Genomic DNA, 15002 nt, shown 5'->3' with positions numbered 1-15002 from the left:
TCGCCGCCCCACCGTTCCTGCCCCGAAGGATGCCCGCGCCATGGACCAGCCCCTCATCGCCGTCTACCCCGGCACCTTCGATCCGATCACGCTGGGCCACGAGGACATCGTGCGGCGGGCAACGCAGCTGTTCGGCCGGGTGATCGTGGCCGTCGCCGCCGGGCACCACAAGAAGACGATGTTCTCGCTGGAAGAACGCATGGAGATGGTCCGTGCCACCGTCGCCCCGTATCCGCAGGTGCAGGTGGAGAGCTTTGCCGGCCTAGTACGCGATTTCGTGGTCGCCCGTGGTGGCAAGGCGATGGTGCGCGGCCTGCGTGCGGTGACCGACTTCGACTACGAGTTCCAGCTGGCTGGCATGAACCGCAGCCTGATGCCGGATGTGGAAACCGTGTTCCTCACGCCCGGCGACAGGTACCAGTTCATCTCCAGCACCTTCATCCGCGAGATCGCGACGCTCGGCGGCGAGGTCGAGAAATTCGTGTCGCCGGTCGTGCTGGAGCGGCTGCAGGCGAAGGTGGCGGCACAGCCCCGGACTGGCGGCTGACCGGCCCGGCAGCGCCGCTGCACGCGCCTCAGGCGGCGACCGGCTCCGCCGGCTTGGACATGTCGTCCGGGTCGTCCACGAACCGTTGCGTGACGCTGTCGTGGATCACGTCGTGCACGTAGCGCAGCTTGCCCAGCGCTCCCTGCGACAGCGCGAATGGGTACGCGTCGTTCTGGCCCAGGCTGCGGTTCAGGCTGTTGAGCATCAGCGTCACCGGGACCCATTGCTGCACGAGATGCTGAAAGTCGGTTTCCGGCGAATCGAAGGGGTTCGACACCCCCTCGCGCGGCAGCGGCACGGCACCCGGCACTTCCACACTGGTGTGGTAGGCCGCCGCGGTCTCCAGCAGATCGACCATGTGCAGGTAGTGCGCCCAGGTCTCGGCCCAGTCTTCCCAGGGATGGGCGGTCGCATAGGCGCTGACGTAGTTGCTCTGCCAGGCATTGGCGCTGTGGTCAGCCGCGTAGTGGCGCTTCAGCGCTTCCCCGTAGTCCAGCGATTCGTCGCCGAAGACGGCACGGAAGCTGTCGATCCGGTTCTGCTCGCGGATCAGCCGGTCCCAGTAGAAGTGGCCGGATTCGTGGCGCAGGTGGCCGAGCAGGGTGCGGTAGGGTTCGTGCAGCTGCACCCGCCGGCGCGCCCGCTCATCGTCGTCGGCCTCTGCGATGTTGAGGGTGATCAGGCCCTGGTTGTGGCCGGTCATCACCTTGGGGCCGCCCGGCAGGTCGGCCAGGAATTCGTAGACCGGGCCTTCCTGCGCCGCGGAATCGGTGCCGGTGGACGCCAGCCCGAGCCGTGCCAAGGTATAGAAGAGGCGTCGCTTCGCCACCTCGATCAGGTACCAGCGCTGGCGGTTCTCGGCGAAGGAGAGATCCGGAAGCAAGCGGGTCTGTCGGCACGACAGGCACAGCGGACAGGGGTCGTCGATGTCCACCCCGAAGTTGCAGGCATGGTGGATATCGTGGTTGACGCACATCCGGTAGCGCAACGGTGCGCCTTCGGGCGCGGCCAGCCGCTCCCAGACCATGGCGCCGCCTGCGTCGGGGCCTGTCGGCCGGAGGGCCGCCATCGTCAATTGGTCCGGCAGGAATGCAAGAGCGCTGCCGCAGTTGAGGCACTGCACGTTCTCGAAAAAGACAGGATGCCCGCAGCTCTCGCAGTTGAAGATTTTCATGAGGGTCTCGTTGTTATGTGAGTGCTGCCGCTATCGACCAGAAACCGAAAGGGCAGGTCCGGCGCGCCGGACCTGCCCTTGTCGTGCAAAGCGCCTCCCGAGCAGAGGCGCCGGTGCGTGGCCTTACGGGCGCACGACGATGTTGTTGCGGACGTCGCGGACGTTCTTCGTGTTGCGTGCCAGCGTCTCGGCTTGGTTCTTCTCGGCTTGCGACTTGGCGAAGCCGGACAGTTGCACGGTGCCGTTCAGCGTTTCGACACTGATGGCGGTCGCGGCCACGGTCTTGTCCTCGGCGAACTTGGCCTTCACGGCGGTGGTGATGGCAGCGTCGTCCACGTAGGAGCCGACGCTTTGCTGGTGGCGTGCCACCGAGCAGCCGGTCGTCACGACGGTGATGCCGGCAAGGGCGGCGAAGGCGATGGCACGAGCGTATTTCATGATGAGTCCTCGAAAAATGTAGTTGGAAGTGGAAACCCAGTGCTGTGGGAGAAAAGCCGACGGGCCGCACCGCACCTGCCGGCACGGAAATCAGCGGTGCAGCCAGTCCTTCAGTTCGTCGGCATGCTCTTCCTCGTCGGCGAGGATCTCTTCCAGCATGCGGCGCGTGGTGGGGTCCTGATCACCGATCAGGTGGATCATCTGGCGGTAGGACTCCACGGCGATCCGCTCGGCCACCAGGTTCGCGCGGATCATCGACTTCAGATCCTTGGAATCGTCGTAGTCGGCATGGCTGCGCTGTTGCAGCGTGGCCGGCGAGAAGTCGGGCTCGCCACCCAGTTGCACGATGCGTTCGGCGATCTTGTCGGCATGGGCCGATTCTTCATTCGCATGGACGAGGAATTCGTCGGCAATGGCCGGCGACGTGACGCCGTCGGCCGTGAAATAGTGGCGCTTGTAGCGCAGCACGCACACCAGTTCGGTGGCCAGCGCGTCGTTCAGCAGTTTCACGATCGCATCGCGGTGCGGTCCGTAGCTGGGCGTGACCGGCCCGCCGTCGAGGTCGGCGGTCGCGGCGGTACGCAGTGCCTCCTTGTCGAGGGTGAAGCTGCGTTGATGTTCCTGGGTATGCATGTCCATGGGGTACCTCGTGGTTGGTTATCGGTTCTTCTTGCCGCGCGACATCAGCATCGTCAGCGCGAATTTCGAGACATGGGAGGACTTGAGCGCGGCGACGGCCAGACCGCCGACCGACACCAGTCTCCACGGTTTCACCACCACGAACGTCGCACCCACGCCGGCAGCGATGCCGAGCAGCTTGAACGGACGTCGTTGTGCGTATTCTTCGATCAGCGGTTGCGCGATGGCACCGGCGGCACGGGCGGGGTGGTACTCCCACCACGAGCGGATCGAGTGCTTGGCGACGGAGAGAAAACCGGTCGATGCGTCGCGGTCTTCTTCGTCCGGGGACTGCGCGGGAGCGACTTCGGTCACCCGGCTCGACCGTACCGGTTCAGGCCCTGCTTCGCGTCGCGCGATTTCGCGCGCAGCAGCACTGGGGCGGGTGGCAGGCATCAGTTGGTGGATGAGCGCTTCCCGCGATGCTTGCAGGCGGTGCTTCGCATCGGGTTTCTGCGGCTGGTCCATGTCGCTCATTTGCGGTCTCCGGCAGCGCGCAGTGCCACGATGTCGGCGTCGACCTGGGCCTTGATCTCTTCGAACCGGGTAGCGGACAGAGGTTTGCGGGCCATCACGACCGCAATGACGGCAATGACCAGCGCGATCAACGGCACGACGAACAGTGCCCAATGGGCGCTGCCGTTCACCGCGCCGAGCATCGCGGCGATCCCGGCGAGGGTCACGAAGACTGCGCCCATCACCCCCGCCACGCCCCACGCGATCGCACGGTGCACGAGTTCGCTGCCGACGGCGGCAACTTCCTCGTGCACCAGAGCGCCGTAGCCCGCGAGATGCTCCATCACCAGGTCGGGTTTACGTATCAGAACCGAGATAAGAGGATGGAACATGGATGCGTTCGTGAGAGGCTAAAGGCAGCAGGCGTTCAGTAGCGGTTGCGGCGCGGCTTGCTGTCGTTGCGCGACAGCAGCAGGATGGCCGCAGCGATGGCAGCGCCGGTGGCGGCTGCAATCAGCACGGAACGGACCGGCTGCTCGGCCACATAACGGCCCGTCGCGTCGGCGTAGCGGTTGATCTGCTGCTGTGCACGCTCGCGTGCATCGTGGGCGTATTCGGCGCCGCGGCTGGCGAGCTGCTGCACCTTGCTCGTGATCTGTTCCACCAGGGGATCCACTTCCCGGCGCAGTTCGCGCACCTTGTCGCCTGCCTTGTCCAGCGAATCGTTCGCGAAGTTGCGCGTGGATTCCACGGCCTGTTCTGCGCTTTGCAGAGCGTCGTCGGAAAGGTTGCGGGTGGCGTTGGCGGCCTTGTTGGGAGTGAGATTCATGAAGTGCTCCTGGTTGGCGAAGGGATGGGACGAGACGTGGAGTGCAGGGCTGTCAACCCTTGCGCATCAGGCCTACGACAAAACTCAAGATGGCCATGATCACGAAAATGAAGAACAGGATCTTCGCGATGCCCACAGCTCCGGCGGCAATGCCGCCGAAGCCGAACACCGCCGCTATCAACGCAATCACGAGAAACACTACGGTGTAGTGCAGCATGTCGTACTCCTCTGGGCGGTCGCCCCTCTTTGTCGTCGTGGCGCTCGTTATGAATCGCCTGCCGAGTAGGTTAAGGAGCGTGCGGAGAGGTACTGATCAGCAGCGCACCCGACGGGCTGTCAGTGCTGCAAGCCGGCCTCTGTAGGAGCGGGCCGACGCGCGGGCGTTGAGAGGGTTCGCCCGTCATGGGCGCGGGTTCAGGCGTGCGGAAGGATGGCAGACACCGTGGTGCCGCTGCCGATGGCGGACGTCACGGTCAAGGTGCCGCCGGCCGCCTCGACCCGGTGGCGCATGCCGTGCAGGCCATGGGTATGCGGGGTGGTGCCCGCAGGGTCGAATCCGACGCCGTCGTCTTTCACCGTCACGACGACGCGGTCGGCCGACGTGCGGATCGTGATGGCCGCGCGGGTCGCCTGCGCGTACTTGCAGATGTTGGTCAGGGATTCCTGCACGATCCGGTAGACGGTGAGCTGCAGTTCCTCCGACAGCGGGACGGGCTCCAGCCGGGTCGAAATGGCGATGCCGGACTGGTCGCCGACTTCGCGCGCCAGGATTTCCAGGGCGGCGACCAGCCCGAGGTTGGACAACGACGACGGCCGCAGGTCCTCGATGATGCGTCGCTTCAGGGCAATGCCGCTGTTGAGCGTCTCGGTGAGGTGTTGCAGCCGCGCCGTGAGTTCGGGCGCGTCGGGGTCGATGCGCGACTTGATGCGCGCGACGTCGAGTTTCGCCGCCGTCAGCAGCGCGCCCAGTTCGTCGTGCAGTTCGCGGGCGAGCAGGCCGCGCTCGTCCTCCCGGACCCGCTGCAGGTGGGTCGCCAGTTCGGCGAGCGAGGCCGTTCGCTGCCGCACCAGTTCGCCGAGGCGGTCGCGTTCGCGCTCCAGGGCTTCCTGCTGGCGCTCGCCCGCACGCTGCAGCGCACGGGTCTGGCGGAGGTACATGTAGAACGCCAGCAGTCCGACCAGCGCCACCGAGGCGATGCCGATGCGCGACAGCTGAAGCGATCGCACGATCTGGTCCTGCGCTGCCGTGGAGGCAACCGCCGTCGATGTCAACAGCTGGTCGGTCTGGGTGCGGATCGCGTCCATCTGCTCGCGGCCTACGTCGGTCAGCAGCACGAATCGCCAGGCATCCTCGTTCCCCTGTGCGCGCAGCCGCACGCTCAGATCCATCTCCGCCAGCTTGCGCAATACGCTGACTGCCAGCTGCGTCACCTGCGCCTGCTGTTCCGGCAGAAGCGCGTAGGCCTTGCGCAGCGTGTCGAGCGTGGCGCCGATGTCGGCACGCGCGACGTTGTACGGTTCCAGGTAGGTTTCCTCGCCGGTCAGCAGGTAGCCGCGCTGGCCGGTTTCCGCGTCGAGCATCTGGCGCACCAGCCGGTTCAGTTCGGTACGGGCCTGCTGGGCCTGCTCGATCGACCGCAGGGCCTGGGTCGAATGGTCGTAGCCAGCTTCGTTGATGCCGATGAGCACCACGGCCGCCAGGATCGCCAGCGGCAGGCTGAACACCAGCTTGGCAAGCGATGACCTGCGCATTGAAAACTCCGGTCTCCGCAGGATCAAATTCGACAATAATCCAGAGCAGAGTAGTAGTACGGGGCGCGTGACTGCGGCGCTTGGGGGCATTGTGCTCCTGTTGCGGAGTACGGCCGAAGAAAGACGTGAAATGATCAAAATCGGAATTGTGGACGACCATGCGATCGTGCGGTCGGGACTCAAGCAGTTTTTCTCGGACCATGTGGACCTGCGTGTCGTCGGTGAGGCCTCCAACGGCCGCGAAGCGATCGACCTCATCCGCAACGTCGAGATCGACGTGCTGGTCATGGACCTGTCGATGCCCGGCCAGACCGGTCTCGACGCACTCGGGATGATCCGCGCCAAGGCGCCGGATGTCGGTATCCTGATCCTCAGCGGCTATCCCGAGGAGCACTACGCGATGAACCTGATCCGTCAGGGCGCGAGCGGCTACCTCAACAAGGAATGCGATCCGATGGAGATCGTGAACGCGATCCGCACCATCTCGCTGGGCCGTCGCTACATCACGCCGGCGGTGGCAGACCTGCTGGCACAGCAGCTCAACCGCAAGGACGATGCGCCGGCCCACGAGCTGCTGTCGGAACGCGAGTTCCAGGTGTTCCTGAAACTCGCCAAGGGCGAGACCGCAGGGGATATCGCGAAGTCGCTGTCGCTGAGCGTCAAGACCGTGAGTACCTACCGGACCCGGCTGATGGAGAAGATGAATCTCGCGTCCAACAGCGATCTGACGTACTACGCGCTGAAGAACAAGCTGATCGACTGATCAGGGCGCCGTGTGCACGCGCACGGCCGCTGCCCGGACGCAGGGCGCGGCCGCTGATGCCTCAGCGGGCGTCGCTGCTTCCGGCGTCGTTCGCTGCGTGGCTCTGGTGGATGCAGTAATCCACCAATGCGTCGATCTCGTTGGATTTGTCGAACACTGCATCGACGCCGAGCTGTATGCAGCGGGTGCGTATCTCGGGCGTCGCATAGTTGCTCAGCACCACGACCTTCTGGTGCGGAAGCCGTGATTTGCAGGTAGCCAGGATGCCCAATCCGCTGCCCTGCTTCAGAAACAGATCCACGACCGCCAGATCCCAGTCGCCGACATGGGAGTCGAACCACGCGCGTCCTTCGTTTTCCGTCTCCGCGATGCCGATGGTCTGCACGCGCGCAAGTTCTTCCAGAGTACCGATCAGGTTTTCGCGGATCGTGGCGTTGTCTTCGACGATGTAAGTTCTCAGTCCCAAGATCGGCATTCCTTTATTCGCGGTTCTGTGGTGCATCGAACCCGTTGAACGGAATATCGATCCCTCGCCATGTGCGGGAAATTGTGCCAGCCGCGCTTAGACGTAGCTGTCGGTGGTGTCCTACCTCCCCAACCTTTCCGTCATCGAGCAATTCGATTTCTGTAGGCACATGCTGACGGATGTTGGACACAGGAGCCGACCGACAAAAAGATCGGACGACCAATACTTAAAGGTGTATGGCGCAATTCCGCGCAGCCGCCTGACATGACACCAAAAACGCCGCACAGCGGCAATTCCACTCAACGTTATCTGCATGGCTGGGTCACCTTGGCTGTGCTGGCTTTTGCGATAGCGGGAGTGCAGATCGCTGCGGCCCGCGACGACGTGCCTACGATGCAAAGGTCCCTGCCGGTCGTGCAGAGCCTGGACATCGAACGCTACGCGGGTCGTTGGTATGAAATCGCCCGGCTCCCCAATAGTTTCCAGCGCAAATGCGTGGCCGACGTGACCGCCGACTACATCGTCGAGGCGGACGGAAACCTGAGCGTGCGCAACACCTGCCTGCGGCGCGATGGCGAGGTGGATATAGCGGTCGGCGAGGCGCGTCGAACCCGTAACGCCCCGTCGCCGGATGCGGGCATGCTGGAAGTCCGATTCGCGCCGCGCTGGCTGTCGTGGCTGGCGGCTGTATGGGGCGACTATTACGTGATGGCGATCGACCCCGACTACCGACTGGCGTTGATCGGCACGCCCGATCGCGAGTACCTGTGGTTGCTGTCGCGCAGCCCGAGCGTCGCCGATGACACCGTGCAGTTGTGGCTCGGCAGGGCTGCCGCGCTTGGCTTCCCGGTGGAGCGCGTCGTGCGCACCGCGCACAGCGCCATCCCTCAACCTTCGACGGAATCGCCCACGGGCCCGTCTTACCGGACCGTTCCATGACCGTCGATGCTTCCCAGACCGCTCCCGTCTCTCGTCGTACCTGGTGGCTGCGCATTCTCGGAGGCATCGCACTGTTCCTGTTGGCGCTGGTCCTGCTGGTGGTCTTCTTCCCGTGGGACCTGCTGCGCGGGCCCGTCAACCGGTATGTGAGCGAGAAAACCGGACGCACCTTCGAGATCACCCGTCGGCTCGACGTGAAGCTCGGTCGGACCACCACCTTTATTGCCGATGGCATCGAGTTCGCCAATCCATCGTGGGCCACCGACCCCTATCTGATCAAGGCCGAGCGGGCGGAGGTCGACGTGCGCCTGTGGCCATTGATCAAGCGTGTGGTGGTCCTGCCGCGGGTGATGCTCGAGAAGCCGCAACTCGGCTTGCAGATGGAGCCGGACGGCCGCCGGACATGGACGCTGAGCCCGTCGGATTCCGATGGAAGCACCACGCCCGAAGTGGGGCAACTGGTCGTCGACGAGGGCTCGGTGCGCTTCATCGCACGCGACAAGGGGGCCGATATCCGTGTCAACTTCGGCATCGATCCCGCGGCGACGGGATCGGCGGAGACTTCCATGCCCCTGTCCTATCAAGCCAAGGGCACCTGGAGCCGCCAGCCGTTCACGGCAGAAGGCCGGACGGGCAGCGTGCTGCAGTTGTCGTCGGGTGAGCAGACGGCGCCGTTTCCGCTGGAGGTGAAGGCGCAGGCCGGCCGTACCCGGCTGACGGCAACCGGCACGGTCGACAGTCTCAAGGAAATGGAAGGTATCGATGCCCAGGTCCGGATGCAGGGCCACAACCTAGCCGAACTGTACGAACTGCTGGGCATCGCACTGCCGGACACACCGCCCTACGCGCTGAAGGCTCACCTGAAAAAGAACGGTGCGGTCTGGAACATCGGCCAGATCGACGGCACGCTGGGCCGGTCCGATCTGTCGGGCCAGTTGCGATACGACGCCTCGGGCCAGAAGGGCTTGCTGGCCGGCGAAGTGCAGTCGGCCCGTCTCGACTTCAACGACCTCGGTCCGATCATCGGACTCGCGCCGAAGCCGGGGCAGGGCGGCGCCAAGACTGCGGCAGGTACCGCTCCGCCGGTCACCGCATCGGATGCCCGCCGCAGGACGCGCTCCGGCGGCAAGGTGCTGCCGACAACCAAGCTCGACCTCGAGAAGCTCAATGCGATGAATGCCGATGTCCGCTACAGCGCCAAGCGCATCGAGCATGTGGAGGAATTGCCGCTGGAATCGGGCAGCGTGCATGTCAAGTTGAACGATGGCCTGCTGGTGCTGGATCCCCTGGCGCTGGGTGTCGCCGGAGGCCGGATTGCCGGGTCGATCCGTGTGGATGGCAGTCAGGCCGTGCCTGACGTGGCGACTCGGCTGGAGGCACGCAACCTACGGCTGGAAAAACTGTTCCCCACGGTGGAGCGGACACGACAGAGCTTCGGCAACGTCACGCTGCGGGTCAATCTGCAGGCGCGTGGTGATTCGGTGGCCACGCTGCTTGGGCGCGCCTCCGGTGATGTGGGGTTGTTGATGGGCCGCGGCCAGTTCAGCAACATCCTGCTGGAATTCGCGGGGCTCGATGGCGGCGAGGCGATCAAGTTCTTCCTGCGGGGCGACCGCAACGTGCAACTGCGCTGCGGCGCTGCGGCCTTCGACGTGAAGAACGGGTTGATGACCAGCACCGGGATCGTGATGGACACCAGCGACACGGTGATCAATGGCGAAGGTCGGATCAATCTGGCCGATGAGTCGCTTTATGTCGTGCTCAAGCCGCTGCCTAAGGACAAGAGCATTCTGAGCCTCCGGTCGCCGCTGATCATCCAGGGCACGCTCGGCGCGCCCTCGGCGTTTCCCGACAAAGGTGCCTTGGCCGGCCGTGCGGCGCTGGCGGTGGCTTTGGGGGCGATCAACCCGTTCCTGGCACTGGCGGCGACGATCGAGACCGGTCCGGGTGAAGATGCCGATTGCCAGAAGCTGCTGGCGCAGACGCCCGCGCCTCAACCGAAGGCCCGTTAAGGCCAGTCGAGCGGACGCGAGCGACTGCGGCACACAGGACATGCCGGGTCGCGCGAGACGCGAAACTCGGACCACGCCATCGAACAGGCGTCGATGGTCCTCAGACGGCCTGCCAGTCGTCCGCTGTGTCCCAAGAGCACGAGGAGCGCGTCGGCCGCCTGTGCGGTCCCTACCATACCGACGAGCGGTGCGAGGACACCCATGGTGGAGCAGGCATCCTCCCGTACATCCGAATCGGCAGGAAAGACGCAGGCATAGCAGGGCGCATCGGGCTGCGCTGTGTCGTACAGCGCGAGCTGGCCGTCGAAACGAAGGGCCGCTCCCGATACCAGGGGTTTTGCGTGGCGCACGCACGCCGCGTTGATCGTCTGGCGGATGGCGAAATGGTCGGTGCAGTCAAGCACGACGTTGACATTTGGCAACTGCTGATCGAGCCAGTCTGCGTTCACCCGCAGATCGACTGCCTGGATCTGTACCAGTGGGTTGACGGCGTGGAGCGCGGCCGCAGCAGAAGCCACTTTCTTTTGTCCCACCCGGTCGGTGGTATGGGCGATCTGGCGCTGCAGGTTGGTCAGATCGACGACATCGTCGTCCACCAGCGTCAGTCGCCCGACCCCGGACGCCGCTAAATACAGGCTCGCCGCGCAACCCAGTCCTCCGGCGCCGATCACGAGCACATGCGCTTGGCGAAAGCGTTCCTGCCCGGCGATGCCGATCTCGTCGAGCAGGATGTGGCGCGAATAGCGCAGGAGGGTCGTGTCGTCCATGTCAAAAGAAAGCCCCGCTGGCACAGGACCGCGGGGCTGGGGGCGATGGCGGCCGGGCCGCTCAGTTTTCCTTCTTCTCGTCCTTGCGCTCGACGATGGTCTTGCTGACCAGAACCGGCTGGCCCTTGAGTCGATTGAGGGCCTGCGTCAGCTGGAAGTCCTTGTCGGTGCCGAATTCCGGCATGCGGGGCGCCGGCTTCTTGGCCTCCATCTCGGCTTCCAGGCGCTTCCGGGCTTCTTCCCGCGCTTTTTCCCGGGCCTCGTCCTTCTTTTCCTCGCCCTGGCCGCTGTTCAGGTGCTTTTCCAAGTCTGCTTCCCGGGTGCGCAATGCGGCGAAGAGGTTGCCCTCCGGCGTCTCGTCGAGCATCACGTCCGGCACGATGCCCGTCGCCTGGATCGACTTGCCGCTCGGCGTGTAGTAGCGGGCAGTCGTTATCTTTAGGCCGGTGTCCGGTCCCAGCGGGCGCACGGTCTGGACCGAGCCCTTGCCGAAAGTCTGGCTGCCCATGATGGTGGCGCGCTTGTGGTCCTGCAGCGCCCCCGCCACGATCTCGCTGGCGGAGGCCGAGCCTTCGTTCACCAGCACCACCAGCGGCACCGTCTTCAGTGCGGCGGGGAGGCGGCGCAACGGATCGGAACCGCTGCGGCGCTGATAGAACTCGGGCGCAGCTTTGTAAGTGGATTTGCTTTCTGCCAGCTGGCCATTGGTGGAGACCACGGTCACATCCGGCGGCAGGAAGGCTGCCGAGATCGCCACTGCTGCATCGAGCAGGCCGCCCGGGTCATTGCGCAGGTCCAGCACCATGCCCTTGAGGTTCGGCTGCTGTTTGTAGAGCTCGTCCACCTTCGCGACGAAATCCTCGACCGTACGGTCCTGGAACTGCGACAGGCGCACCCAGGCATAGCCCGGCTCGATCATCTTGGCGCGGACCGACTGGGTTCGGATTTCTTCGCGGGTGATGGTGACCGGGAAGGTACGCGACTCGTCCTTGCGGAACAGCGTCAGCGTGACCTTGGTGCCCGGTTCGCCCCGCATGCGCTTGACCGCATCGTTGAGCGCGAGACCCTTGACCGCGGTTTCGTCGATCTTGGTGATCAGGTCGTTGGTCTTGATGCCGGCGCGGAACGCGGGCGATCCTTCGATCGGCGAGACGACCTTGATCAGCCCGTCTTCCTGCGTGATCTCGATTCCGACGCCGACGAAGCGGCCCGAGGTGCCTTCGCGGAATTCGCGGAAGCTCTTCTTGTCGAAATACTGCGAATGCGGGTCGAGGCTGGACACCATGCCGGAGATGGCGTCGGTGATCAGCTTCTTGTCGTCGACCGGCTCGACATAGTCGGTCTTGACCATGCCGTAGACCGCCGCGAGCTGCTGGAGTTCTTCCAGCGGCAGCGGGCTCATGGCGCTGCGTGCCACCGTCTGCAGCGATACGGTCGTCAGCGTGCCGGCGATGACGCCGACGGAAATCCAGCCTGCGATTTTGAGTTTCTGGCCCATACCACCCCTATGTACGGTTCGATATATACCTTGGAAGCGCAGACCGAGAAAGGTTCCATGCGGTGCCGCAGCGGCATGCTGGGACAAACCCGGCCGGCGGGCGGCGGCCCGCCTTCGCGTCAGGCTTTGCCTTGGGCAGCGACAGCCGCTGCCGCGCGTGCAGCCGCCTCGGCATCGCCCAGGTAGTAGCGGCGCAGCGGGCGCAGCGACTCGTCGAGCTCGTAGACCAGCGGAATGCCGTTCGGAATGTTGAGGCTGACGATGTCGGTGTCGGAAATACCGTCGAGGTACTTGACCAAGGCGCGGATCGAATTGCCGTGCGCCGCGACGACGATACGCTTGCCGGCCTTGATCGCCGGAGCCATGGATTCGTTCCAGAACGGCAGCACGCGGGCCACCGTGTCCTTCAGACACTCGGTGAGCGGTACGTTGTCGGCGCCGGTCTTGGCATACCGCACGTCGCTGCGTTCGCTGCGCGGATCGCTGGCCTCGAGCGCCGGCGGCGGGGTGTCGTAGCTGCGACGCCAGACCAGCACCTGCGCATCGCCGTACTGCTTGGCCATGTCGGCCTTGTTGAGGCCCTGCAGGGCGCCGTAGTGGCGCTCGTTGAGCCGCCAGCTGTGCACGACCGGCAGCCACGTGCGGTCCATTTCGTCGAGCACGTGCCAGAGCGTACGCGTCGCGCGCTTGAGTACGCTCGTGTAGGCCACGTCGAAGTCGTAGCCCTCGGCCTTCAGCAGACGGCCGGCGTTTTTCGCCTGCTCGATGCCGGTATCGGTCAGGTCGACGTCAGTCCAGCCGGTGAACCGGTTTTCGAGATTCCAGGTCGATTCGCCATGGCGGATGAGGACGAGCTTGTACACGGAAAGGCCTTTCGGGACGGGGCGCGGTGAAGAAGGAGAGGGGAAGAAAGAAAAACCTACCATTCTATGTTCGCAGGTTCTGCAATCCAGTCTTGCATCCCGTAATGTTTGTGCCTGCTCACATGCAAGGCAGACACCCGCCGATCAAACTAGCCAAACGATGCGAATTGCATGAACGGAAAAATCAAAAAGGCCACTTTGTGAGTGGCCTTTTCTAATTTGGCGAACTTAAGGAGCAGGGCAAGTTTTGGGCAAATATTTCGCTGGCATAGTTCCCGGCGCACAGGTGAATACAAACGTGGTCGGATTAGTACTCAGCGCCGGCGGAGTTAGCGTAATTGTCTTGCCCGCCACACCAGCTGCCGCAATACCAGCAGTTTTCATAGTAACCGTGATGACGCCGGTATCTGCTGCAACGGTCGCGTCAGCAAACTTTCCAGCAGTCGTTAGCGACGCATTTGTTGGCGTAGTCGCTGTACCAGGATATGCACCATTGGTCTGCCCGTACTCGGCAATAGTGGTCTTCATGCCGGTTGTCATGGTGAATGCCTCCGATACTTGCGCTCGTGCCGTGTAGTCCTGATATGCCGGAATTGCGACGGCGGCCAAGATACCAATGATCGCGACCACGATCATAAGCTCAATGAGAGTAAAACCCTTTTGGGCAGTGCGACGAATGTTCACGATATTTCCAGGTTGCGCCCGAATGTTGGACTCTTCAATCGAGCAATGGTCGTGCCAAGCCATACACGTGATCGGAGGCTCACCAAGTGAAGCTTCGGCACACCAAGGCTGTGCCACCGACCCCGGCTGATCTGTAAGATGCTGTGCCACATGTCCAACTGGCACAAAGTTAACTTTTTTGGCACAGATATGACCGAACCGCTTGTGAGCATTGAGACGGCGATGGCCTTAGTAGCATTCAGCCGTCGCACTCTATGGAGGCGCATCGCTGACGGCCTACTTCGAAAGGGCGAAGCAGATAGCAAAGGTCGAACGATGCTTTCATCTTCTGATGTGTTGGCAGCTTGCGACCCTCCACTGCCCTTGATGTTTGCTAGTCTATTAAGTAAAGCGGATGCAGGCTGCGTGGAGTCAATGAGCCACATTGCGCTTGAGTTTAAAAAGCATGGAAACCATTCTGGAGCCATAATTTGGTGGCAGCGAGCAGCGAACTTAGGTTGCTCTGACTCCATGCAACACCTAGGGGCTGCATTTGCGTCCGGCACTGGGGTAGACAAGAACCGTTTTACTGCGCTGATGTGGCTGAACAAGGCTGCTGCGCACGGACACGTTATAGCAATTCGACAGCTACAACAATAAAGTCCAGCTCAATTCATGACTTAAATTAATAACCTTTTCGTCTTGGGAACCATAGTCAAAGATATTTTGAAAGAATCGGAGGGGGTAGCCGGACCAAATGAGGAGGACCAGCGTGCAGCCTCGCCCGACCCCGATGCACGCAGTTCAGCGACACGCCCCATATGTCCGCCAACTGCCGCCACGTGTACCAACCCGAGGCGTGAAGCTCGATCATGTCCCGCACGTCCTGATCAGACAGCTTCAACGGCTCACCACCCCACCGAGCGCCGGCACGATAGGCCGCAACCTGCCCCGCTATCGAGCGCTCCCGAATCATCGACCGCTCCAACTGCGCGAACGATTCGAGCATTTGCACCATGAATTCACCTAGGGAGGTTCTGCAAAACTTCCCGGCCCGGTGGCAGGCAAGCATTGGATGGGCGAGGATCGGGGCCATGGACCAGATCAACCTCGGCCTCGACCCGCTGCCCAAGAAGACGCGCAAGGAAGTCTTCCTT

19 protein-coding genes are annotated in these 15002 nt (G+C 63.4%); 5 read left to right on the top strand and 14 right to left on the bottom strand.

Going from position 1 to position 15002, the window contains the following annotated elements; all coding sequences use genetic code 11:
- The first annotated feature begins 40 nt into the window (after positions 1-40).
- Positions 41-547, top strand: a complete 507-nt coding sequence (gene coaD / locus QZ500_RS18590; RefSeq protein WP_295857428.1) for a pantetheine-phosphate adenylyltransferase — start codon at positions 41-43, stop codon at positions 545-547.
- 28 nt (positions 548-575) lie between these two features.
- Here coaD and QZ500_RS18585 read toward each other — a convergent pair whose 3' ends face one another.
- The 8 genes from QZ500_RS18585 to QZ500_RS18550 all read right to left on the bottom strand — a co-directional run bounded on the left by QZ500_RS18585 (position 576) and on the right by QZ500_RS18550 (position 5874).
- Complete coding sequence (locus QZ500_RS18585; RefSeq protein WP_295857426.1) at positions 576-1721, bottom strand: putative zinc-binding peptidase; 1146 nt, start codon at positions 1719-1721, stop codon at positions 576-578.
- Positions 1722-1844: 123 nt separating this feature from the next.
- Positions 1845-2159, bottom strand: a complete 315-nt coding sequence (locus QZ500_RS18580; protein ID WP_295857424.1) for a BON domain-containing protein — start codon at positions 2157-2159, stop codon at positions 1845-1847.
- Between the two features lie 90 nt (positions 2160-2249).
- The gene (locus tag QZ500_RS18575; protein ID WP_295857422.1) at positions 2250-2798 is read right to left on the bottom strand and encodes a ferritin-like domain-containing protein; all 549 of its coding nucleotides are present in this window, start codon (positions 2796-2798) and stop codon (positions 2250-2252) included.
- A gap of 18 nt (positions 2799-2816) precedes the next feature.
- Positions 2817-3314: a hypothetical protein gene (locus QZ500_RS18570; protein ID WP_295857420.1), complete on the bottom strand. Its 498-nt coding sequence runs from the start codon at positions 3312-3314 to the stop codon at positions 2817-2819.
- Entirely contained in the window at positions 3311-3685 is a 375-nt protein-coding gene (locus QZ500_RS18565; protein WP_295857418.1) for a phage holin family protein, read from the bottom strand. Before QZ500_RS18565 ends, QZ500_RS18570 begins: the two co-directional genes overlap by 4 nt.
- Positions 3686-3720: 35 nt before the next feature.
- Complete coding sequence (locus QZ500_RS18560; RefSeq protein ID WP_295857416.1) at positions 3721-4122, bottom strand: hypothetical protein; 402 nt, start codon at positions 4120-4122, stop codon at positions 3721-3723.
- Between the two features lie 52 nt (positions 4123-4174).
- Entirely contained in the window at positions 4175-4339 is a 165-nt protein-coding gene (locus tag QZ500_RS18555) for a DUF1328 domain-containing protein (RefSeq protein WP_295857414.1), read from the bottom strand.
- Positions 4340-4536: 197 nt separating this feature from the next.
- Complete coding sequence (locus tag QZ500_RS18550) at positions 4537-5874, bottom strand: CHASE3 domain-containing protein (RefSeq protein WP_295857413.1); 1338 nt, start codon at positions 5872-5874, stop codon at positions 4537-4539.
- A gap of 130 nt (positions 5875-6004) precedes the next feature.
- Here QZ500_RS18550 and QZ500_RS18545 point away from each other — a divergent pair, with 130 nt between their 5' ends.
- Positions 6005-6637: a response regulator transcription factor gene (locus tag QZ500_RS18545; RefSeq protein WP_295857411.1), complete on the top strand. Its 633-nt coding sequence runs from the start codon at positions 6005-6007 to the stop codon at positions 6635-6637.
- 61 nt (positions 6638-6698) lie between these two features.
- On the opposite strand, the gene QZ500_RS18540 is transcribed toward QZ500_RS18545, so the two are convergent.
- Complete coding sequence (locus QZ500_RS18540; RefSeq protein WP_295857471.1) at positions 6699-7103, bottom strand: response regulator; 405 nt, start codon at positions 7101-7103, stop codon at positions 6699-6701.
- A gap of 264 nt (positions 7104-7367) precedes the next feature.
- Here QZ500_RS18540 and QZ500_RS18535 point away from each other — a divergent pair, with 264 nt between their 5' ends.
- On the top strand, positions 7368-8042 hold the full coding sequence (locus tag QZ500_RS18535) for a lipocalin family protein (protein ID WP_295857409.1): 675 nt from the start codon (positions 7368-7370) through the stop codon (positions 8040-8042).
- Entirely contained in the window at positions 8039-10054 is a 2016-nt protein-coding gene (locus QZ500_RS18530) for an AsmA family protein (protein WP_295857407.1), read from the top strand. Before QZ500_RS18535 ends, QZ500_RS18530 begins: the two co-directional genes overlap by 4 nt.
- Here QZ500_RS18530 and moeB read toward each other — a convergent pair.
- The 4 genes from moeB to QZ500_RS18510 all read right to left on the bottom strand — a co-directional run bounded on the left by moeB (position 10051) and on the right by QZ500_RS18510 (position 13860).
- The gene (moeB, locus tag QZ500_RS18525; protein ID WP_295857406.1) at positions 10051-10821 is read right to left on the bottom strand and encodes a molybdopterin-synthase adenylyltransferase MoeB; all 771 of its coding nucleotides are present in this window, start codon (positions 10819-10821) and stop codon (positions 10051-10053) included. The genes QZ500_RS18530 and moeB overlap by 4 nt on opposite strands.
- Before the next feature lie 61 nt (positions 10822-10882).
- On the bottom strand, positions 10883-12319 hold the full coding sequence (locus QZ500_RS18520) for a S41 family peptidase (protein ID WP_295857404.1): 1437 nt from the start codon (positions 12317-12319) through the stop codon (positions 10883-10885).
- Positions 12320-12438: 119 nt separating this feature from the next.
- Positions 12439-13182 carry a 2,3-diphosphoglycerate-dependent phosphoglycerate mutase gene (gpmA, locus tag QZ500_RS18515; protein ID WP_295857402.1) on the bottom strand — a complete coding sequence of 248 codons (744 nt, stop codon included), beginning with the start codon at positions 13180-13182 and terminating at the stop codon, positions 12439-12441.
- 228 nt (positions 13183-13410) lie between these two features.
- Positions 13411-13860 carry a pilin gene (locus tag QZ500_RS18510; RefSeq protein WP_295857470.1) on the bottom strand — a complete coding sequence of 150 codons (450 nt, stop codon included), beginning with the start codon at positions 13858-13860 and terminating at the stop codon, positions 13411-13413.
- 156 nt (positions 13861-14016) lie between these two features.
- Between QZ500_RS18510 and QZ500_RS18505 the strand changes: the two genes are divergently transcribed.
- On the top strand, positions 14017-14505 hold the full coding sequence (locus QZ500_RS18505) for a hypothetical protein (RefSeq protein ID WP_295857400.1): 489 nt from the start codon (positions 14017-14019) through the stop codon (positions 14503-14505).
- Positions 14506-14560: 55 nt separating this feature from the next.
- Here the strand turns inward: QZ500_RS18505 and QZ500_RS19605 are convergent, their stop codons facing one another.
- Positions 14561-14917: a recombinase family protein gene (locus tag QZ500_RS19605; protein WP_366763552.1), complete on the bottom strand. Its 357-nt coding sequence runs from the start codon at positions 14915-14917 to the stop codon at positions 14561-14563.
- Positions 14918-15002: the final 85 nt, after the last annotated feature.

This window comes from uncultured Xylophilus sp. (genome assembly GCA_913776965.1).
Taxonomy (GTDB): domain Bacteria; phylum Pseudomonadota; class Gammaproteobacteria; order Burkholderiales; family Burkholderiaceae_C; genus Xylophilus.
This window is presented reverse-complemented; position numbering and strand designations above follow the sequence as displayed.